The sequence below is a fragment of the Paenisporosarcina sp. P4_B8 genome (assembly GCF_056402175.1).
Genome location: NZ_JBFUHX010000007.1, coordinates 84,079 through 104,611, shown reverse-complemented (window position 1 = coordinate 104,611; position 20,533 = coordinate 84,079). Strand labels below are relative to the sequence as shown.

The 20,533-nt window shown below is 39.7% G+C and carries 22 protein-coding genes; all 22 read left to right on the top strand.

Translation table 11 applies throughout. The annotated features are described in order from the left end of the window. The first annotated feature begins 3 nt into the window (after positions 1–3). The 22 genes from AC1DSK_RS08780 to AC1DSK_RS08675 all read left to right on the top strand — a co-directional run bounded on the left by AC1DSK_RS08780 (position 4) and on the right by AC1DSK_RS08675 (position 20,472). Positions 4–1,293: a PepSY1/2 domain-containing protein gene (locus AC1DSK_RS08780; RefSeq protein ID WP_477547969.1), complete on the top strand. Its 1,290-nt coding sequence runs from the start codon at positions 4–6 to the stop codon at positions 1,291–1,293. 145 nt (positions 1,294–1,438) lie between these two features. Beyond that, entirely contained in the window at positions 1,439–2,113 is a 675-nt protein-coding gene (gene cmk, locus AC1DSK_RS08775; protein WP_477547968.1) for a (d)CMP kinase, read from the top strand. After that, entirely contained in the window at positions 2,114–2,698 is a 585-nt protein-coding gene (locus tag AC1DSK_RS08770) for a lysophospholipid acyltransferase family protein (RefSeq protein WP_477547967.1), read from the top strand. It begins immediately after the preceding gene. A 96-nt stretch (positions 2,699–2,794) separates the two neighbouring features. Continuing rightward, complete coding sequence (gene rpsA / locus AC1DSK_RS08765) at positions 2,795–3,934, top strand: 30S ribosomal protein S1 (protein WP_477547966.1); 1,140 nt, start codon at positions 2,795–2,797, stop codon at positions 3,932–3,934. 12 nt (positions 3,935–3,946) lie between these two features. Then, positions 3,947–5,002: a type 2 isopentenyl-diphosphate Delta-isomerase gene (fni, locus tag AC1DSK_RS08760; protein ID WP_477547965.1), complete on the top strand. Its 1,056-nt coding sequence runs from the start codon at positions 3,947–3,949 to the stop codon at positions 5,000–5,002. 330 nt (positions 5,003–5,332) lie between these two features. Further along, positions 5,333–6,643 (top strand): ribosome biogenesis GTPase Der, encoded by a 1,311-nt coding sequence (gene der / locus AC1DSK_RS08755; RefSeq protein ID WP_342541716.1) that lies wholly within the window; start codon positions 5,333–5,335, stop codon positions 6,641–6,643. A 26-nt stretch (positions 6,644–6,669) separates the two neighbouring features. Beyond that, positions 6,670–7,692 carry an NAD(P)H-dependent glycerol-3-phosphate dehydrogenase gene (locus tag AC1DSK_RS08750; protein WP_477547964.1) on the top strand — a complete coding sequence of 341 codons (1,023 nt, stop codon included), beginning with the start codon at positions 6,670–6,672 and terminating at the stop codon, positions 7,690–7,692. 91 nt (positions 7,693–7,783) lie between these two features. Beyond that, positions 7,784–7,987 carry a DUF2768 domain-containing protein gene (locus tag AC1DSK_RS08745; protein WP_477547963.1) on the top strand — a complete coding sequence of 68 codons (204 nt, stop codon included), beginning with the start codon at positions 7,784–7,786 and terminating at the stop codon, positions 7,985–7,987. Positions 7,988–7,994: 7 nt separating this feature from the next. Then, entirely contained in the window at positions 7,995–8,711 is a 717-nt protein-coding gene (locus tag AC1DSK_RS08740) for a hypothetical protein (RefSeq protein WP_477547962.1), read from the top strand. Positions 8,712–8,866: 155 nt separating this feature from the next. Next, entirely contained in the window at positions 8,867–10,345 is a 1,479-nt protein-coding gene (gene spoIVA / locus AC1DSK_RS08735) for a stage IV sporulation protein A (RefSeq protein ID WP_477547961.1), read from the top strand. Positions 10,346–10,520: 175 nt separating this feature from the next. Continuing rightward, positions 10,521–10,793, top strand: a complete 273-nt coding sequence (locus AC1DSK_RS08730; RefSeq protein ID WP_016427421.1) for an HU family DNA-binding protein — start codon at positions 10,521–10,523, stop codon at positions 10,791–10,793. A gap of 385 nt (positions 10,794–11,178) precedes the next feature. Beyond that, a complete protein-coding gene (gene folE, locus AC1DSK_RS08725) occupies positions 11,179–11,748 on the top strand; it encodes a GTP cyclohydrolase I FolE (RefSeq protein WP_016427420.1) in 570 nt (189 codons plus the stop codon). A gap of 70 nt (positions 11,749–11,818) precedes the next feature. Next, complete coding sequence (gene mtrB, locus AC1DSK_RS08720; protein WP_016427419.1) at positions 11,819–12,040, top strand: trp RNA-binding attenuation protein MtrB; 222 nt, start codon at positions 11,819–11,821, stop codon at positions 12,038–12,040. 84 nt (positions 12,041–12,124) lie between these two features. Further along, a complete protein-coding gene (locus AC1DSK_RS08715; RefSeq protein WP_477547960.1) occupies positions 12,125–12,913 on the top strand; it encodes a heptaprenyl diphosphate synthase component 1 in 789 nt (262 codons plus the stop codon). Positions 12,914–12,920: 7 nt separating this feature from the next. Next, positions 12,921–13,622 carry a demethylmenaquinone methyltransferase gene (locus AC1DSK_RS08710; RefSeq protein ID WP_016427417.1) on the top strand — a complete coding sequence of 234 codons (702 nt, stop codon included), beginning with the start codon at positions 12,921–12,923 and terminating at the stop codon, positions 13,620–13,622. Positions 13,623–13,645: 23 nt separating this feature from the next. Next, positions 13,646–14,620, top strand: a complete 975-nt coding sequence (gene hepT / locus AC1DSK_RS08705) for a heptaprenyl diphosphate synthase component II (RefSeq protein ID WP_477547959.1) — start codon at positions 13,646–13,648, stop codon at positions 14,618–14,620. 107 nt (positions 14,621–14,727) lie between these two features. Next, the gene (gene ndk / locus AC1DSK_RS08700) at positions 14,728–15,174 is read left to right on the top strand and encodes a nucleoside-diphosphate kinase (protein WP_016427415.1); all 447 of its coding nucleotides are present in this window, start codon (positions 14,728–14,730) and stop codon (positions 15,172–15,174) included. A gap of 420 nt (positions 15,175–15,594) precedes the next feature. After that, a complete protein-coding gene (aroC, locus tag AC1DSK_RS08695; RefSeq protein ID WP_016427414.1) occupies positions 15,595–16,776 on the top strand; it encodes a chorismate synthase in 1,182 nt (393 codons plus the stop codon). Between the two features lie 3 nt (positions 16,777–16,779). Next, complete coding sequence (aroB, locus tag AC1DSK_RS08690; protein ID WP_477547958.1) at positions 16,780–17,886, top strand: 3-dehydroquinate synthase; 1,107 nt, start codon at positions 16,780–16,782, stop codon at positions 17,884–17,886. Next, on the top strand, positions 17,883–18,254 hold the full coding sequence (gene aroH / locus AC1DSK_RS08685; protein ID WP_477547957.1) for a chorismate mutase: 372 nt from the start codon (positions 17,883–17,885) through the stop codon (positions 18,252–18,254). The genes aroB and aroH overlap by 4 nt, the downstream gene beginning before the upstream one ends. Before the next feature lie 20 nt (positions 18,255–18,274). Next, positions 18,275–19,375, top strand: coding sequence for a histidinol-phosphate transaminase (gene hisC, locus AC1DSK_RS08680; protein WP_477547956.1), 1,101 nt, complete (start codon positions 18,275–18,277; stop codon positions 19,373–19,375). Continuing rightward, entirely contained in the window at positions 19,372–20,472 is a 1,101-nt protein-coding gene (locus tag AC1DSK_RS08675) for a prephenate dehydrogenase (RefSeq protein WP_477547955.1), read from the top strand. The genes hisC and AC1DSK_RS08675 overlap by 4 nt, the downstream gene beginning before the upstream one ends. Positions 20,473–20,533 lie beyond the last annotated feature (61 nt).

Sequence of the window (20,533 nt, the reverse complement as noted above, 5' to 3'; positions counted from 1 at the left end):
GTCATGAAGATTTTATCAAGTATATTAGCTCTTGCCTTGATTGTTATGGGTGTATTTTTATATAACTCCAAACAAAACGAACAAGATTTGCAAAATAACCTTCGGAATCAATATACAAGTCGAATGACGGATGCTTCAGAAAAAATGAGTGAGCTGCAAAAATCTATTCAAAGTGCAACCGTCTTCAATGACAAAGCCGCACAAGCAGAACCACTTGAAGATATCTGGAGACTATCTTCCGAAATAAAAGACGACATTGCTTCTCTACCACTCGATCGGGATTTTTCAAATGAATGGATGAATTACCTCGGGCGCCTCGGTGATTATGCAAAACTAAGAAGTCAGGATAAAGTACCTGAAGAGCAATGGTTAAAAGTGACAAATAATGTAGCGAAAAATTTGGATGAGTTTTCCTACGAATGGCAAAATGCCTCAACGGAATTGTTAGCAAGTCAACAATCTTTCCAAAAGTGGCAAAAAGACGTCAAAGCAGAGAAGCCTTCAAAAAAATTCACAGCTTTATCCAGTACGGTAAAAGGTTATTCCGAAAGTGACTTCCCTTTAACTGCAAGTGAATCAGACGACCTTAAGAAAAAAGAGTTAAAGTCTATTGTGGATAAACCAGTAACAAAGCAATATGTTGAAAAAACGATGAAAGAAATGTTTCCGAAGTTTAAAAACGCAAAATTAGTGACCACGTCGAGTAAAAAAGGAGCTCCATATCCTTTCTATCATATTCAATTTAACGAAGGGATTCGAACTGGTTACACGGATTACACCAAAAAAGGTGGACATTTACTATCTGTGTTAATTGAACGTCCAATTGGAAAAGATCGCATTCCTCCAGAACAAATCAAAGAAAAAGCTGAGAGAGCTGTTAAGTCATTTGGATTTGATGATGTAGAACTCGTGGAAACACGTGAAAATCATCTCGTTTGGCATGTTGTTTTTGTAAGGTTGAACCCAACAAATAAAGCTAGGATTTATGCTGATGCCATTCAACTGAAATTGGCGAAAGATGATGGTGAAATCCTTGGTGTGAACACGATGGAATATATTCAAAAGGAAACGTTGCCGGACCAAAAACAAATTCCGATAAAATGGGATGATTACTTCACTGAACAGGTGACAATTGAAAAAGAACGACTGGCCTATACGGAAAACGAATCACTTCAACAAAGACTTTGCTATGAATTAATCCTTCTAAAAGACACAGATACACGAAGTCACACATTCCGCATATTGATTGATACGGAGACACATGAAGTGTTAAAATCCGAGATATTATATTAATCATTATGTGAAATCCCTCGCGATAGCTTGATTAGAAATCTCCTTTCGCAGATTTTTAATATACAAGCAACAAAGCTCACTCTCGTGGGCTTTTTTTTTTATCCCTGTGGTACAATATGTGAGAGAAAGTTTAGGAGTGGATTTCATGAAAAACAATATTCAAATTGCGATTGATGGACCAGCAGCTGCGGGGAAAAGTACAATTGCAAAATTGGCAGCTGAAGAACTTGGTTATACATATATTGATACAGGGGCCATGTATCGAGCAATCACGTATAAAGCAATTGAGCATCACATAGATTTAGAAAGTGAAGAAGAATTAACACGATTCCTTCTTGGTACTGAAATTGATTTGAAACCGTCAAATAATGGACAACTTGTCTATCTGGATGGCGAAGACGTTTCGGACGCGATCCGATCAAATGTTGTGACTTCTTTGGTTTCTGCTGTTGCGGCACACGCAGCATTGAGAGAAGAAATGGTCAAACGCCAACAGAAAATGGCTGAAAATGGTGGCGTTGTGATGGACGGACGAGATATTGGTACTCATGTACTCGTTGATGCTGAATTGAAAATCTTCATGTCTGCTTCTGTCGATGAACGGGCAAAAAGACGTCAATTGGATAATGAGCAACGTGGAATTAAATCAAATGTCGACCAGTTGAAAGAAGAAATTGCAGCACGCGACAAATTCGATAGCGAACGTGAAGCTTCTCCACTTGTACAGGCAGTAGATGCTATTTATTTGGATACAACACATCTAAACATTCAGGAAGCTGCACAACAGATCATTCAGTTAGCTAAAGAGAGGATGAGCTAAGTGAACTTATACAAATTTGCTAAATCACTTGTGTGGACGGCTTTAAATCCGGTTTATCGTTTTGATATAAAAGGGTTGGAACATTTCCCTAAAACGGGCGGGATTCTTATATGTACCAATCATATTGACGCTCTTGATCCGCCTGTTGTCGGTATTACGTCGCCTCGACCTGTACATTTCATGGCAAAAGAAGAGTTATTTAACATGCCCATCCTGAAACCATTATTGCCAAAAGTGAACGCTTTTCCTGTCAAACGAGGTTTGAGTGACCGTGAAGCATTAAGAAGGGCTTTAGCTATTTTAAAAGGCGGGGACGTGATGGGAATATTCCCGGAGGGCACACGCAGTAAAAATGGTGAGCTTGGGAAAGGATTTTCTGGTGCCGGTTTTTTTGCTCTGAAAGGTGAGGCGGACGTAGTTCCTTGTGCCATCATTGGTCCTTACAAGCCATTTAAACGTTTGAAAGTTGTTTACGGTGAACCCATCATCATGCAACCTTATCGCGATCAAAAAGCTTCTGCAGATGAAGTAACAACAGTCATCATGGAACGTATCCAAAAATTATTGGATGAAAACAAAGTATAATAAATGTAATTTTTGTTATGAAAAAGTGAAAATTTTTGTTTTTATTAAAGAATTCGCATAAAATAAAGATTGGAACGTTGTGAAGGAGGATGCTATATGTCTGAGGAAATGAACTTGCAGGAAAACCAGGATTTCCGTGAAGGAAGTTTTGTGAAAGGTACGGTTGCCCAAGTTGAAGAAAAGGCAGTAACTGTCACAATTGAGGGTGCACCGTTTGATGGAATAATCCCGATTAGTGAACTGTCAAGCTTGCACATTGAAAAAGCTTCTGACGTCGTTTCAATTGGAGATGAATTGCAACTAATTATTACAAAAGTAGAAGATGACAATTTTGTGTTATCAAAACGTAAAGTTGATGCTGCTGAAGCTTGGGATTCTTTGGAACAAAAATTCGTCAGTGGGGAAATTATCGAAGCTGAAGTAAAAGACGTAGTAAAAGGTGGACTAGTTGTTGATCTTGGATTACGTGGATTTGTTCCCGCTTCACTGGTCGAAGATCACTTTGTGGAATCATTTGACGATTACAAAGGCAAAGTGCTGACATTCAAGATCGTTGAAATGGAAAAAGAAAAAAATCGTTTGATTTTATCCCATCGTGCAGTGGTGGAAGAACAAAAACAATCGAATAAAAAAAGTGTACTCGATCATATTCATCCAGGTGATGAGCTAACTGGTACCGTTCAAAGAATTGCTGCTTTTGGAGCGTTTGTTGATCTTGGTGGTGTCGATGGACTTGTTCATATTTCACAATTGTCCCATGAACATGTTGAGCAAGTTTCTGACGTCATCCAGGAAGGCCAGGAAGTAAAAGTCAAAGTTCTTTCTGTTGACCGGGACAGTGAGCGCATTTCTTTATCCATTAAAGATACACTTCCTGGACCATGGGAAGGCATCGAAGATAAGGCGCCAAGAGGGTCTGTTCATACAGGGTCTGTAAAACGACTAGTTTCATATGGTGCTTTTGTTGAAGTATTCCCAGGAATTGAAGGATTGGTTCATATTTCTCAAATTTCCCATTCCCATATCGGTACTCCTCATGAAGTATTAAAAGAGGGCCAAGAAGTGCAAGTGAAAGTATTGGACGTAAACAAACAAGATAAACGATTGTCACTAAGCATTAAAGATTTGTTGGAGAAGGAAGATGGTTATTCAGGCACTGATTATGAAATGCCTGAAGAAGCAAAAGGATTCTCGATCAGTGATGTTATTGGTGATAAACTAAAAAACTTTAAATAACGGAGTAATCTTATGACTAGAGCTGAACGAAAATTGGACCATATAAAGCATGCGTTGTCTACAGGACAATCAAGAGAGACATGGTTAGATGATGTTCGTTTTGTTCATCAAGCACTGCCTGACAGTAATTGGGGCAGTGTGTCATTGCAGACTCAACTGGGCGAACTTGTTTTTGGTTCGCCTTTTTTTATTAATGCAATGACCGGTGGCGGAGGAGCCAAAACGGCTGAATTAAATAGCCAACTATCCCGTATCTCCAAAGAAATGAATATTCCCATGGCCGTTGGATCTCAAATGGCGGCTCTTAAAAATCCCGAAGAAATAGCTACATACTCGACTGTGAGAAAAGAGAATCCGAATGGTGTGATACTTGCCAATTTGGGTAGTGAGGCTACCGTGGACCAAGCAAAACGAGCAGTCGATATGTTGGAGGCCAATGCAATACAGATTCATTTGAATGTTATCCAGGAATTGACAATGCCTGAAGGAGATCGAGATTTCAAAGGAGCTTTATCCAGGATTGAATCAATTGTAAATGAATTGGCAGTGCCGGTAATTGTTAAAGAAACTGGTTTTGGCATTTCAAGGGAAACGGCGATTAAACTTCAGGAAATTAATGTAGCTGCGATTGATGTAGGTGGATTTGGCGGAACGAACTTTGCGGCAATTGAAAATGAGCGTAGACAAAGGAAATTGTCCTATTTCAATGAATGGGGTATTCCTACTGCTGCTGCTTTGATAGAAACCTCTTCAGTAACGTCCTCAATGCTACCCGTGATTGCATCGGGAGGTGTCCAGCACGCTCTCGATGTCGTGAAGTGTTTAGCACTGGGAGCTTCTTCGGTTGGCCTTGCCGGCGTCTTATTAAAGAAGTTGGTTGAGGATGGGGAAGAAGCAACCATTCAAGAAATTAAGCAAATGAATGAAGATTTAACGATGTTGATGGTTTCTCTTGGGGCTGAATCTATTCAGGAGTTACAACAATCTCCTTTAATCATCTCAGGTGATTTATATCACTATCTCACTCTCCGAGGAATAGATACTCATACATATGCCAATCGGAAATAATAAAGAGATGCAGACATTCTCCACTGTCTGCATCTCTTTTATTTTTGTTGGATATATTAAATGTACAAAAGCAAAAAATTGGAATACTGCATCCATTGCCGTTCAAACAATGTTTTTCACCATGAAACGTCGAAGTCCGACTAACTTGGACTTTTCAACATTCCATGAAGTCGAGCTATCATGGCGTTTTACACTTTACGTGCACTGATATTTTCTTGAAATAGTTCGGAAATCAGTAAACGAAATAGACTTGCTTTCACCATTGGGGTGCAACCTGTGTTTTTCTCATGTATAATACTTTAGAGAAGAAGTTGGAAGGATGAATTATATATGTCTAAACCGGTAGTAGCTATCGTAGGCCGGCCGAATGTCGGAAAGTCCACAATCTTTAACAGGATTGTAGGGGAACGTATATCAATCGTAGAGGATATCCCAGGAATCACACGCGATCGTTTATACAGCTCGGCAGATTGGCTGACTCATGAATTCAATATAATCGATACAGGCGGTATCGAAATTGGGGACGAGCCATTTTTGGAACAGATCCGTCAGCAAGCAGAAATCGCGATCCAGGAAGCAGATGTCATCATCTTCCTTACCAATGGTCGTGAAGGTGTAACTGCTGCTGATGAACAAGTGGCGAAAATATTGTATAAAACAAAAAAACCAGTCGTGCTGGCAATCAATAAAATAGATAATCCAGACATGCGGTCCATGATTTATGATTTCTATTCACTTGGATTCGGTGAACCATTCCCGATCTCTGGTTCCCATGGTCTTGGATTAGGGGATCTACTCGATGAAGTGGCAAAAAACTTCCCTGAACAGGATGAAGAAGAATATCCAGAGAATGTCATCAAATTCTCACTCATCGGTCGTCCGAATGTAGGGAAGTCTTCTTTAGTGAACAGCTTCCTTGGGGATGAACGAGTCATCGTAAGCGAAATCGCAGGTACTACACGCGACGCAATCGATACTCAATATGAATATGAAGACCAGCCATATGTCATCATCGATACAGCTGGTATGCGTAAAAAAGGGAAAGTTTACGAAACGACTGAGAAATACAGTGTGCTTCGTGCTCTTCGTGCAATTGAACGTTCCGACGTTGTTTTAGTCGTATTAAACGCTGAAGAAGGTATTCAGGAACAAGATAAAAAAATTGCCGGCTACGCACACGAAGCGGGTAAAGCAGTCATTATCGTCGTAAATAAATGGGATGCTGTTGAAAAAGATGAGAAAACGATGAACAAAACAACAAAAATGATTCGTGAACATTTCTTATTCCTCGATTATGCACCAATCATTTTCGTATCCGCAAAAACTAATCAGCGTGTGCATTCAATTTTACCAATTATCAACCGTGTCAGTGAAAACCATGCGATGCGTGTTACTTCTAGTGTCTTGAACGAAGTAATTGAGGATTCAGTTGCGCGTAACCCTGCACCGACAGACAAAGGCCGTCGTCTGCGTATTTATTACGCTACACAAGTTGCGATCAAGCCACCGACATTTGTCGTGTTTGTGAACGAGCCAGAAATCATGCATTTCTCATATGAACGCTTCCTTGAAAATAGAATTCGTGAATCTTTCGATTTTGAAGGGACACCAATTCGTCTTATTACACGCGCTAGAACGTAATTTGTTTCAGTAGGAGAGTTGCTAACATGGAAAAAGTAGTCGTTTTAGGTGCCGGAAGCTGGGGGACAGCGTTAAGTATTGTTCTTGCAGAAAACGGTCATGATTGTTTGCTATGGTCGCACCGTCAAAATCAGGCAAACGAAATCAATCAGCAACATACAAATGAAAAGTATCTTCCTGGAACCGTATTACCAGATTCGTTGATAGCTACTTCATCCCTAGAAGAAGCAGCCAGACATGGGAAAATAGTGGTCATGGCTGTTCCGACGAAAGGCATTCGTGAAGTATGCCGCAATATCAAAGAGTGGATACAGGAACCTATTCTTTTTGTTCACGTGTCAAAAGGTATTGAACCAGACTCATTAAAACGTATTTCTGAAGTGATGAGGGAAGAATTGCCCGCTCACTTGATAGAAGAAATTGTAGTTCTATCGGGTCCGAGTCATGCCGAAGAAGTAGTTTTGAAACACCCGACTACCGTGACAGCAGCGTGCGAAAATATTCAATATGCTGAAAAAGTCCAGGATTTGTTTATGCATGGATACTTCCGCGTATATACCAATTCTGATGTCATTGGAGTAGAAATGGGCGGTGCATTGAAAAATATCATTGCATTGGCTGCAGGAATAACTGATGGATTGGGATACGGTGATAATGCCAAGGCTGCTCTAATAACAAGAGGACTTGCTGAAATTGCCCGCTTAGGAACAAAAATGGGTGCCAATCCCTTAACGTTCTCAGGCTTAACAGGCATTGGGGACTTAATTGTGACCTGTACAAGCGTTCATTCTCGAAATTGGCGGGCTGGCAGCATGCTAGGTAAAGGGATGAACCTGGATGAAGTGTTGGAGCAAATGGGCATGGTTGTCGAAGGTGTACGCACCACAAAAGCCGCATACCAGTTGTCGAAATTCCATGATGTTCCCATGCCGATCACCAGTGCTCTTTATGCCGTGTTATTTGAACAAGTAGATCCAAAATCAGCAGTTGATCAGTTGATGGATCGCGTAAAGAAACATGAAATGGAAGATTTATTCGAGTATCTATAAATCGTCACAAAACAAGGGGTAGAGCGTCTGTACCTCTTGTTTTTTCGTGTTATACTTATTCGTTGAGAGATAGTGAAAGGTGGTTAATTTTATGTCATCACTAGACAAAATGTGGATTTCGTTTGCTGCAATGGGCTTCATGATGATTTCTATGGTCTTAATTTATGTCAGTCGAAATAAAATCAATAATCGTGTTATTAAATTTCTATTAGCACTTGTTTCATATGTACTTCTAATCATTGGATTCTTATGTATGATATATATAGTATTTAGCGGTCCAACAGGGGGTTCGTAAGAAAATCATGAAGAAAATATCACAATTAAGTCTATTAATCCTCATTGCAATATTGTTGTCGGGATGTATGTATCCCGAATCGGAACGGGTAGAAAATCAAAGACCCAATGAAGAACAATTGGCTTCAGTACAAGCCGCTGTAGAACAATTCCAAGAGACTACAGGTGGTTTATTGCCTATTAAAACAAGGGATCAAGATGTTGATCAATACATTAAATATCCGATTGATTTCGAAAAGATTGTTCCGGCTTATTTAAGTGAAGTTCCGCCAAATGCGTACGAAAATGGTGGTTTGTTTCAATATGTCATTATGGATGTCGAAGAAAATCCAACGGTCAAATTGGTTGATTTACGTTCTGCTGAAAAAATAAGAGAATTAAATATTAAACTTGGCGCAAATGGGTATGGGCCTATAGCGGAACAAGTCGCGGAAAATGTATATAAACTGGATTACAAAATCATGGGTTACAAAGAGGAACAAACGGTACCCAGTCCATATTCAAACGTAAATCTCCCATTAGTTGCAACGGGAGATGGGTCTATTTATATCGATTACTCGATTGAGTTAAATCGCATCCTCCAAGAAGATAAACCAGATGTCAAACCTGGTGAAGATATTCGTTATCTCTTGGTAGACAAATTCCCTGTTTTGCCAGCTTACTCACTACCATACACTGTCAATGAAAAGAATGAACCAGAATTTCTACAAAAGGAAGTTAAATAAGTCTGCAAAAAATAGCGATTAGATCTCTTCGTCCGCTTGTTTCTATGCTCCTTATTGAACTAGAATTTAAAGAAATAAAGAGAAACGTTTCGTGCATATGCATGAAACGTTTTTTTTGTGCATACGATAAAGTGCGTAGGAAAGGGGGCAACGATATGGCTGAAGAGCTTTATCAACAAATAGCCGAACGGACAAATGGAGATGTATACATTGGTGTTGTTGGACCGGTACGAGTAGGAAAATCTACTTTTGTAAAGCGGGTAATGGAAAGTTTAGTAATTCCGAATATGACGGATGAAGTGGACCGAATTCGTGCACAAGATGAACTACCTCAGAGCTCTCCTGGTGCAGTAATTATGACAGCTGAACCGAAATTTGTGCCAGCTCATGGTACTAGCATTCAAGTGGGTGACGACGCATTCCGATTCCATATTCGCCTGGCGGATTGTGTAGGATATATTATTGAGGGTGTAAAAGGCCATGAAGATGAGAACGGTCCGAAGTACGTTCACACCCCATGGCATCATGAACCAATCCCGTTCCAGGAAGCTGCAAGAATCGGCACAGATAAAGTTATCCGTGACCATTCTACAATTGGGATTGTAATGACAACAGACGGTTCGGTTAACGACATTCCGAGAGCAGCAGTCGAGGGTGTTGAAGAAGAAATTATCGGTCAGTTAAAAGAGATTGGAAAACCTTTTGTAGTTGTTCTGAATACCCGATTCCCGGCTCATGATCAAACTCATGCATTGCGCCAGGAATTATGTGACAAATACAACGTGCCGGTCATTGCGACGGCTGTGGATCAAATGACAGTCCAAGAGATTCAATGGGTATTGAAAGAAGCGCTGTATGAGTTTCCAGTGACAACATTTGAACTGTTGAAACCGGAATGGATGGATGTATTGGAAAATGATCATCCACTTAAACAATCGATTCAAAATTCTTTGGATTCTTGGTCTCAACAAGTTGCTAAAATCAGAGATGTGAAAGATCTGGCTACATTTTTATCTGAAGAACCTCACGTTGCAAACGCTGAAGTCATTGAAGTGAATGCAGGTAAAGGAAAAGCATCCATTCAAATCGATTTAACAGATGATGCGTTTCAATCGGTATATCAGGACTTCCTGGAAGAGCCGATTGTCTCGAAAAAAGATTGGCTTTTATACGTAAAAGAAGCATCATATGCAAAAAAATCATATTTAAGGTTCCACGAAGCCATTGAAATGGCAAAAGAAAGTGGTTATGGTGTGACTCTACCGACAATGGAAGATTTCACGCCTTCAGCACCAGAGTTAATTAAAGAAAATAATTTCTTTGGTGTCCGGATGAAAGCAAAAGCACCTTCACTACACATTATCCGTGTAGATATGGATGCAGAGTTCTCACCATTGATTGGCTCGGAATTCCATAGTCAACAGTTATTAAAAGATTTAAAAGAAGCCTACCTGCACAACCGTGATGCCTTATGGCAAACATCTTTATTCGGTACACCACTTCACGAAATGCTGAAGGAAAGCATGAAATTCAAAACAGAAGCTGTTCCAACTCATGCGAAGAGACGCATGCGTGAGACGATTGAACGAATGGTAAACGAAGGCGATCGCGGAAGCGTCACCTTTATTTTATAAAAAAGAACGGGGCATCGCATTTTACTATGCGAAAAGTCCCGTTCTTTTTTGTTGTGAGGGCATTTTCTGCATGAAGTTGGAAATTGTGGTGGAAATATTGTTGCGTAGGCTTTTTGGTTATGATACTCTTTTTACATGATTGAGGTTCCATCCCCTTTGAGAGGAGGTGAATGGTGTGAATAAAACAGAATTAGTGAACTCTGTAGCTGAAGCTGCAGATCTTTCGAAAAAAGATGCTTCTAAAGCAGTTGATGCGTTATTTGATACAATTCAAGATGCTCTTGCAAAGGGTGAAAAAATCCAGCTAATTGGTTTTGGTAACTTTGAAGTTCGTGAACGTGCTGCTCGTAAGGGTCGTAACCCACAAACAGGTAAAGAAATCGAAATCGCTGCAAGCAAAGTACCTGCTTTCAAACCAGGTAAAGCGCTTAAGGACGCGGTAAAATAATACGTGTCTGAACCTACATAAGAACGGCTTTTGTGAATTCTCACAGAAGTCGTTCTTTTTTTATTTGGTTTAGTTAAACGATACTTTTAATTAACATATATTTTCGCTAGCACCTTTTATTTTGGAAGCTTTTTTTAGTTTACAGTGTCGCACCAGATAAGAGCTTTTCTCTTTTTAAAAAAGAATCTAGACGAATGAAGCGTTTTTGCGTAACATTTGATGGTATGCTACGATTCAGTAGAATTATTTATATTCATTACAAATCCCTCAATTTCATTTTATTCTTTGAGGATTAAAGCTCGATTTGTGTCGTCTGCATTAGTAAAGTGCAGTAACTCATAAAACAATCTGGCTTGCGTTGTGATTATTTCAGGAGGCGTCCATCATGTCAAAAGTGAATTTACAAAAAATAGAAGAAGCAGTGAAAATGATTCTGGAAGCAGTAGGCGAAGACCCAGAACGTGAAGGACTACTTGAAACGCCAAAACGTGTGGCAAAGATGTATGCTGAAATGTTTTCAGGGCTGCAGGAAGACCCTAAAGAATACTTTAAAACCGTTTTCCATGAAGACCATGAAGAGCTGGTTTTAGTAAAAGACATTCCGTTTCATTCGATGTGTGAACATCACTTAGTTCCTTTTTACGGAAAAGCGCATATCGCCTATATTCCGAGAGATGGAGTCGTTACAGGCTTAAGCAAATTGGCGAGAGCAGTAGAGACAACAGCGAGACGTCCGCAATTACAAGAACGTATTACGTCTACGATTGCAGATTCGATTATGGAGATGCTAAATCCTTATGGTGTATATGTAGTGATCGAGGCTGAACATATGTGCATGACTATGCGAGGTATAAAAAAACCTGGAGCTAAAACCGTAACGGCAGTTGCACGTGGGGTCTACGAAGAAGACGATATTAAACGTAGTGAGATTTTATCGTTCATTCAAATGAATTAAGCAAGTAAACTTACAAAGTTAGGTTATGCTATGATAAATAGACAATAAAGTTCATGGAGGAGGATGCTGAATGGCACAAACGGAATATATCGTAATCCGCGCAGAGGAAGATGGTGTTCACGTAATTGGACTTACTAGAGGCACAGACACAAAATTTCATCACTCTGAAAAACTGGATCGTGGTGAAGTTATGATTGCACAATTTACTGAACATACTTCAGCAATGAAAATCCGTGGGAAAGCAGAAATTCGAACAACTCATGGCACGATTCACAGTGAAACGAAAAAATAGGTTCAGTCTACGTGAAGGACTAGCGTTGCTGTGCTATAATGACAAAATACGACACCGGCAATATAGCGAAATGGAGCACGTACGATGAACGAACAATTCATTCAACAAACAATCGAACAATTTAAGTCGAAAATATTGATGTCTGTCCGTCATCGGACTCTTCGTATCCATACGGGCGAACCGGATCTTCGCGAAGACCGATTATTTTTTTTGCTTCTGCCATATTTGAATGGAGAGCATTGGAATGATGAGCAGGAACAATCAGCTATTTCGGTTGCAGTCATTTATAGTGCATTAGCGGCACATGATCAGATTAAAGAATTAAATGCTTCGTCCAAAAGTCAGCAATTAACTGTGCTGGCCGGAGATTACTATAGCGGTCTCTATTACCAAATGTTAGCCAAACTCTCCAATATCGATTTGATACGTTCATTATCCAATGGCATTATCGATATCAGTGAGAAAAAGGCATCTGTCTATGACAACGTAAAGCAATCATTTGATCAATGGATGGAAACCATTCAGACCATTGAAAGTTTATCTATTGTCCAATTTCATGAACACTTTGAGTACGTGGGATATCAATCATTTGTTCGTCGAGGCTTAATGATCTATCGATTAGAATACGAGTTGGATCTTGTGAATCAAGGGAAAAGTTCTCGTTTTCAAGAGTCGTTAGCAGATAGCGAAGATGAATTTGATTTTTCACACTCCTGGCTCGTCTTACTGAACCATGAACTTTCAAATCAAAAAATCAAAATGATGGAAGACATTTCACAATCTCATCTATTAAGCCATCCTGTCCGAAAATACTTATTAGATTTGTACAAACTCCGATTGAATGAACAAGTGTCAGTCATGAGAGAAAGGTGACCTAGGCATGACCAAAACAAAAGAGCAACGTGTCCATGAAGTATTTGAAAAAATTTCAGGGAATTACGATAAGATGAATTCAGTCATCAGTTTTCAACAACATATAAAATGGCGTGAAGATACGATGTCGCGAATGAAAGTTGAACCAGGAAGCACCACATTGGATGTTTGCTGCGGTACAGCCGATTGGACGATTTCAATGGGTCAAGCTGTAGGGTCCTCTGGAAAGGCGATAGGACTGGATTTCAGTCAAAATATGTTGAATGTCGGTATGGAAAAAGTGAAAGATTATCCTCAGATTGAGCTTGTTCATGGCAATGCGATGGATTTACCTTATCCGGATCATACTTTTGACTATGTTACGATTGGATTTGGTTTGCGAAATGTACCGGATTATATGCAGGTTTTAAAAGAAATGCATCGCGTCCTGAAACCGGGTGGTATGTTTGTATGTCTTGAAACTTCGCAGTCGGAGTTGCCAGTTTATAAACAACTGTTTCGCTTTTATTTCAAATATGTGATGCCTGTCTTTGGTAAGTTTTTCGCCAAAAGCTACAAAGAGTATTCTTGGTTACAAGAATCGGCAAAAGATTTCCCAGGAATGAAGGCACTTGCAAAAATGCTTGAACATGCTGGATTCAAACAAGTTGAATACAAGCCATATAGCGGCGGAGCAGCTGCGAGACATATTGGCATTAAAAAAGTTTAAATAGCGGGAGAAGGTTAATTGTTGTGGAAAAGATGAAGTTGAAGATGCTCTATTCTGATATGCGTTCAGATTTAGATCTCATCGAAAAAGAATTGGAAATAGCGGTGAATTCGTCTTCAGACTTACTCAATGAAGCTTCTCTTCATTTATTGCATGCGGGCGGAAAGCGAATTCGGCCCGTTTTTGTTTTGTTGGCAGCTAAGTTTGGAAATTATCAAATTGACCAAATTAAACATGTCGCCGTACCATTGGAGCTTATTCATATGGCCTCATTAGTACATGATGATGTAATAGATGATTCCGAAATGAGACGTGGACAATTAACGGTAAAAGCACAGTGGAATAATCGAGTCGCCATGTATACCGGCGATTTTATTTTTGCCCGTGCTCTTGAATACATAACGAACATCCAGAATCCAAAAGCGCATCAAATCCTATCTTATACAATGGTTGAAATATGCCTAGGAGAAATCATTCAAATTGAAGACAAATTCAAATTGGATCAACGTCTTCAGGATTATTTTAGACGGATTAAAAGAAAAACAGCGTTGTTGATTTCCTCAAGCTGTCAGCTCGGCGCAGTTGTCTCGGGAGCCGATGAAAAAACCGTCAATCATCTGAAACGGTTTGGATATTATGTCGGCATGTCATTCCAAATAATTGATGATATTTTGGATATTACGTCTACTGATAAAGAATTAGGCAAACCTGCCGGATCTGATTTGATACAAGGTAATATAACTTTACCGATTTTGTTCTTGAAAGATTTGCCGGAATTCAGACCAGATCTTGAACATGCTCTATCAGGAAATATGACTGAAACAGAGCGTTTAGCACTCGTTAAAAAGATTCGGGAATCGGATGCAATTGAGAAGTCCAAAGCAATCAGCAACCAGTATTTGCAGAAAGCTTTAAAAGAAATCGATGCACTTCCAGCGTCGCGTGCAAAAAAATCATTACGAGATATTGCACTATATATGGGCAAACGTAAATTTTAATATGTTGAACAAACGAAGAGACAATGGTAATATTTTTTACGGTGGATAAAGTATCCATAACTATTTTGGGGATAAATCTCTAACATACAATTGAAGGAGTGTTAATTATGGAAAGAACTTTCTTAATGGTAAAACCTGATGGCGTACAACGTAACCTAATTGGTGAAATCGTTGGTCGTTTCGAAAACAAAGGCTTCCAATTAGTTGGAGCAAAATTAATGCAAATCACACCTGAACTTGCTGGCGAACACTACGGCGAGCACAAAGAGCGTCCGTTCTTCGGTGAATTGGTAGACTTCATTACTTCTGGACCAGTTTTCGCAATGGTTTGGGAAGGCGAAAATGTAATCGCTACTTCTCGTTTATTAGTGGGTGCTACTAACCCTAAAGAATCTGCTCCAGGAACAATCCGTGGCGATTTTGCAGTAACTGTTGGCAAAAACATCATTCACGGTTCTGACTCTGCAGATAGCGCTGTTCGTGAAATCGGTTTATTCTTCAAAGAAGAAGAACTAGTTTCTTATTCAAAAGACGCTAACAACTGGGTAAACTAATTAACTTAGCAGTCAAATGATTTTTCATTTGACTGCTTTTTATTTTAAGCAAATATAGCTTTGCGATATAATGGAACGATAACAATATTTGCATACATAACTAGTTGTTTTCATACTTGTAGGATCATTCTTGAAATGTGCGATAAATTTAAGGTGATCTATAAACGAGAGAGGGAATCGGCTCCCTTTCCGTGGGTGAGCTGGCAAGCCTCCAAGCCACAAGAGCGTGAAGGTAACGATTGAAAATGGACTATATACAACAGTTAAGTTTAAAATAGCCTATAATGGAAAATAGTAAGTAAAATCGTCCGAAGGAATTTTCGGACTTTTTTTTAATATTTTCAAGAACGATGAAAATGAAATCGGTTTGTGTTATAGTGTTACTTAAAATACTTTAGCGAGTTGAAGGGGGAAAGTGTTATGCGTTATTTAACAGCTGGAGAATCTCACGGTCCACAATTGACCGCCATTATAGAAGGATTACCCGCACAATTAACCATTACAGCAGAAATGATCAATAAGGATTTAAAAAGAAGGCAAGGTGGTCATGGACGTGGCAGACGTATGCAAATTGAAACCGATACGGTTGATATAACTTCAGGTGTGCGTCACGGCAAGACATTAGGTTCACCAGTTGCGCTGGTGGTTACAAACGACGATTGGAAGCACTGGACACATGTCATGGGAATTGAACCATTGGAAGAAGGATTGAACCCAGAAGATATCAAACGACAAATTACGCGTCCTCGACCAGGGCATGCGGATTTAGTCGGCGGCATGAAATATGGTCATTCAGATTTAAGAAACGTTTTGGAACGTTCTTCCGCGCGAGAAACGACTGTTCGTGTTGCTGTTGGTGCAGTGGCAAAACAGTTACTTTCGGAATTGGGGATCAACATTGTTTCGCACGTGACCGAAATCGGTGGCATCAAAGCAGATCCATCAGCTTGGGAAGGTCTAGATGTAAAGCAAATTCGTGAAATCATTGAAGCGGATCCTGTTTATTGCTTGGACCCACAGGCCTCAGAATTAATGGTCAAAGCAATTGATGAAGCAAAAGAAAACGGCGATTCTATCGGTGGAGTTGTGGAAGTAATTGTGGAGGGTATGCCAGCTGGAATAGGAAGCTATGTTCACTATGACCGTAAACTCGATGCCAAACTTGCAATGGCAGTAATGAGCATTAATGCATTCAAAGGTGTTGAAGTTGGATTAGGATTTGAAATGGCTCGTAAACCAGGCAGTCAAGTGCATGACGAAATTGTTTGGAATGAGGAACAAGGATATACCAGAACAACAAATCGACTAGGAGGACTAGAAGGTGGCATGTCCACTGGAATGCCAATTGTCGTCCGAGGTGTAATGAAACCCATTCCAACTCTATATAAACCTCTTCAAAGTGTCGATATATCTACGAAAGAACCATTTAAAGCTAGTATAGAACGTTCAGATAGTTGTGCTGTACCTGCAGCTTCTGTTGTTGCAGAGCATGTCGTTGCGTGGGAAATTGCCAATGCCATTTTGGAACAATTCCATAGTGATCAAATGCCACAACTTCTCAATTCAATCAACCAGCACCGTGCCTATACAAAGGAGTTCTAAGGAATGCATACTATTTCAATCGACACGGAAAGCAAATCATACAAAGTTCATGTAGGTTCATTCATATACGAGCCTGCATTGGCTTTATATGAAAAGCAAATTAATCATGCAGATCATGTTGTAATCTTTGTCGACGAAGCAGTTGCCAATCTGCATTTGGACAAATTGCTGAAACCTCTCAAATCGTTTTTGGATACATCCGTTCATATATGTCGGTTGCCTGCAGGGGAATCCAGTAAATCTATGGAGACCTTTATGGCTTGTCAGTCGTTTTTGCTCGAAAAAGGGTGTACCAGAAAATCAATTCTTTTCGCTTTTGGCGGTGGAGCATGCGGTGATGTAGTAGGTTTTGTTGCCTCTACATTCATGAGAGGGATTCCTTTTATACAATTACCGACAACTATTTTAGCTCATGATAGTGCAGTTGGAGGGAAAACGGCAGTCAATCATCCGCAAGGGAAAAATATGATCGGCTCGTTTTATCAGCCTGAAGCAGTCATTTTTGATATTTCGACATTAGCCACTTTGCCTACTCAACAAGTATTATCAGGGATGGCTGAAGTTATAAAACATGCTCTAATCTCGGATAAGAATTGGTTGGAAGATTTGCTTTCTTATCAATCTCTTGAAAATATATCAGAAGAACAGAAGTTATCTTTTTTGGTTAAAGGCATTCAAGTAAAGGCTGGTATAGTGAAAGCAGATGAGTTTGAGCAATCCGTAAGGAAATATCTGAATTTAGGACATACTTATGGACACGCAATTGAAGCGTCAGTTGGATACGGAAATATAACACACGGGGAATCCGTTGCAATTGGACTTGTGATTTCACTTCAGTTAAGTGAAAAACTACTGTCGCTCAAAGAAGGAACAGCCAAAAAGCTTTTTAATGCTTTGAACGCTTTTGGGTATTCATTTGAACCTGTTTTAAAGCAGGAAATCGATCAACTCATTCCTTATATGAAACGTGATAAAAAGGCTTCTTTTGGTGATCTTCATTTTGTTCTACTCGAACAAATCGGAAAACCATGTATGAAAATTGTCCCCGTTGAAGAAGTAGTACGGGCACATGAACAATTACGAAAATGGAGTAAGGAGGTACATAAATGATTCGTGGTATTCGAGGAGCGACCACCATTCCAGAAGATTCGACATCTCATATTTTAATTGAGACAGAGAAACTTGTTTTGACAATGGCTAGAGAAAACCATATCAGTCCTGAGGATGTTGCATCTGTCGTGGTTTCAACGACAACTGATATAGCTTCTGCATTTCCTGCAAAAGCTGTCCGAAGTATTCCTGAATGGACATACGTACCTGTTATGTGTACCCATGAAATGGATGTACCAGGCGCAATGCCATTGTGTATACGTATATTGATGCACGTCAATACGGAAAAATCGCAACGCGATATTCATCATGTATACATGAACGATGCAGTTAAATTACGACCTGATTTAATAACAAACAATAAGTAAGAAGGTAGAGGCGAATGACGATGAAGTGGAAAAACCAATTAACAGGGATGAAACCATATCAACCAGGACGTTCAATCGATGAAGTGAAAAAGATCTATGGCTTAGATCATATCGTGAAGCTCGCTTCGAATGAAAACCCTTTTGGAACATCTCCAAAAGTCCGTGAATTCCTGGAAAACCAAGCGATAAATCATGCCATTTATCCAGATGGATACGCAAGTGGTTTACGTCATGCATTGGCAGAAACGGTAGGTGTGGCAGAAGAACAATTGTTATTTGGAAATGGATCGGATGAAATTATCATGATGATTTCTCGTGCTTTGCTTCAGCCAGGAGTTAATACTGTCATGGCAATTCCTACTTTCCCACAATATCGACATAATGCGGTGATTGAGGGTGCAGAGGTTCGTGAAGTTCAATTGAAAGACGGAGCTCATGACCTGGAAGAAATGGCTCGCCAAATCGATGAAAAAACAGCAATAGTTTGGTTGTGTTCTCCAAATAATCCGACTGGTACGCTAATCAATCATCAGCAGATGGAACAATTCATTCAAAAAGTTCCTGAAGAAGTGCTTATAGTGGTTGACGAAGCCTATTACGAATTCGTAACTGACCCCTCATACAAAGACTCCGTTGATCTATTAAAAGATCATGGCAATGTCATTATTTTGCGAACGTTTTCGAAAGCATATGGACTTGCAGGTTTCCGAGTCGGTTATGCAGTGGCACAAAAGGAACTGATTGCTCGTCTGGATCCGGTCCGTGAACCATTCAACAATACAGTAATCAGTCAAGGCGCTGCATTGACGGCACTTCAAGATACGGCATTTCTTAAGGAATGTATTATCAAAAACGAATTAGGAAAACAGCAATTTAATGAATATGCCGCAAAACATGACCTACATATGTATCCCACTCAAGGAAACTTTGTACTTCTTCAAGTAAAAGCTGACGCCGATACAGTATTTGAAGGTCTCCTTAAAAAAGGATTTATTATCCGTAGTGGAAATGCACTTGGAACACCGGGATATATCCGAATCACAATAGGTACGACTCAACAAAATGATGCATTCTTAAAATCGTTGACGGATGTTTTAAAAGAAGTAGAGGTATTTGCATGACAACGCATGTTTTAATCGTAGGTCTGGGTTTAATTGGTGGGTCATTGGCATTGGCCATTCAAAAGAATCCTGAAGTGAAAGTCATTGGCTTTGATTCGGACTCACCCACCGTTCGTAAAGCCAAAAAATTAGGTGTCATTCATGACATGGCACTCAGTATAAAAGATTCTGCCAGAATGGCAGATATCATTGTATTTGCGACTCCAGTCAATGCCACGCTTCAATTAATGAACGAAGCACAGCATTGGCAACTAAAAAATGGTGTCATTCTTACAGATACCGGAAGTACAAAGAAAATCATCATGGAAAAAGCAAAATCACTTAAAAAACTTGGCCTTACATTTATTGGCGGACACCCAATGGCCGGTTCACACAAAAGCGGTGTTGAAGCAGCGAAGGCTCATTTATTTGAAAATGCCTACTACATGCTTACTCCATTGGAACAGGAAGATGAAGAAAAAATTCATACCCTTGAAAAGGTGTTGCAACCGACAAAGGGGAAGATTCTCCGAGTCTCTGCGTCTGAACACGATCATATGACCGCTGTAGTCAGTCATTTTCCACATTTGGTCGCTGCGTCCTTGGTTCATCAACTATCCAGTGAGAATGAAGAATTTCCCTTCACTCGCCAATTGGCAGCAGGTGGTTTTCGGGATATCACACGGATTGCTTCATCGAATCCTGTGATGTGGAGAGATATAACCATTCAAAATCGAATCGAATTGGTCAATCAATTGACAAAATGGCAAAAAGAAATGGACACAGTAAAAACATTGCTTATGCAAGCGGAACCTTCAAATATTGAGCACTACTTTTCGAGAGCCAAATACGTCAGAGATGAATTGCCGATTACTTCACAGGGCGCCATGTATTCTGTATTTGATCTGTATGTGGATGTTCCTGATTATCCGGGTGTCATTTCTGAAATAACAGGCCTTTTGGCAAAACATCTGATCAGCATTACAAACTTGCGAATTGTTGAAACGCGGGAAGATGTTTTTGGGATTTTGGTCATCAGCTTTCAGACAATCGAAGACCGAAATAAAGCGGGCGGTTGTATTGCAAATGAAACAATCTATGAAACGTATATTTCATAAGCGGGATATTAGCTTTTTTAAACTGAGCAATTATTATCCAATAAGAATATAAGGATGTGAA

Excerpts from the sequence above, each read along its gene's own strand:
- AC1DSK_RS08780 (WP_477547969.1), top strand. The coding sequence starts at position 4 with ATGAAGATTTTATCAAGTATATTAGCTCTTGCCTTGATTGTTATGGGT.
- cmk (WP_477547968.1), top strand. The coding sequence starts at position 1,439 with ATGAAAAACAATATTCAAATTGCGATTGATGGACCAGCAGCTGCGGGG.
- rpsA (WP_477547966.1), top strand. The coding sequence starts at position 2,795 with ATGTCTGAGGAAATGAACTTGCAGGAAAACCAGGATTTCCGTGAAGGA.
- fni (WP_477547965.1), top strand. The coding sequence starts at position 3,947 with ATGACTAGAGCTGAACGAAAATTGGACCATATAAAGCATGCGTTGTCT.
- der (WP_342541716.1), top strand. The coding sequence starts at position 5,333 with ATGTCTAAACCGGTAGTAGCTATCGTAGGCCGGCCGAATGTCGGAAAG.
- AC1DSK_RS08750 (WP_477547964.1), top strand. The coding sequence starts at position 6,670 with ATGGAAAAAGTAGTCGTTTTAGGTGCCGGAAGCTGGGGGACAGCGTTA.
- AC1DSK_RS08745 (WP_477547963.1), top strand. The coding sequence starts at position 7,784 with ATGTCATCACTAGACAAAATGTGGATTTCGTTTGCTGCAATGGGCTTC.
- AC1DSK_RS08740 (WP_477547962.1), top strand. The coding sequence starts at position 7,995 with ATGAAGAAAATATCACAATTAAGTCTATTAATCCTCATTGCAATATTG.
- spoIVA (WP_477547961.1), top strand. The coding sequence starts at position 8,867 with ATGGCTGAAGAGCTTTATCAACAAATAGCCGAACGGACAAATGGAGAT.
- folE (WP_016427420.1), top strand. The coding sequence starts at position 11,179 with ATGTCAAAAGTGAATTTACAAAAAATAGAAGAAGCAGTGAAAATGATT.
- mtrB (WP_016427419.1), top strand. The coding sequence starts at position 11,819 with ATGGCACAAACGGAATATATCGTAATCCGCGCAGAGGAAGATGGTGTT.
- AC1DSK_RS08715 (WP_477547960.1), top strand. The coding sequence starts at position 12,125 with ATGAACGAACAATTCATTCAACAAACAATCGAACAATTTAAGTCGAAA.
- AC1DSK_RS08710 (WP_016427417.1), top strand. The coding sequence starts at position 12,921 with ATGACCAAAACAAAAGAGCAACGTGTCCATGAAGTATTTGAAAAAATT.
- ndk (WP_016427415.1), top strand. The coding sequence starts at position 14,728 with ATGGAAAGAACTTTCTTAATGGTAAAACCTGATGGCGTACAACGTAAC.
- aroC (WP_016427414.1), top strand. The coding sequence starts at position 15,595 with ATGCGTTATTTAACAGCTGGAGAATCTCACGGTCCACAATTGACCGCC.
- aroB (WP_477547958.1), top strand. The coding sequence starts at position 16,780 with ATGCATACTATTTCAATCGACACGGAAAGCAAATCATACAAAGTTCAT.
- aroH (WP_477547957.1), top strand. The coding sequence starts at position 17,883 with ATGATTCGTGGTATTCGAGGAGCGACCACCATTCCAGAAGATTCGACA.
- hisC (WP_477547956.1), top strand. The coding sequence starts at position 18,275 with ATGAAGTGGAAAAACCAATTAACAGGGATGAAACCATATCAACCAGGA.
- AC1DSK_RS08675 (WP_477547955.1), top strand. The coding sequence starts at position 19,372 with ATGACAACGCATGTTTTAATCGTAGGTCTGGGTTTAATTGGTGGGTCA.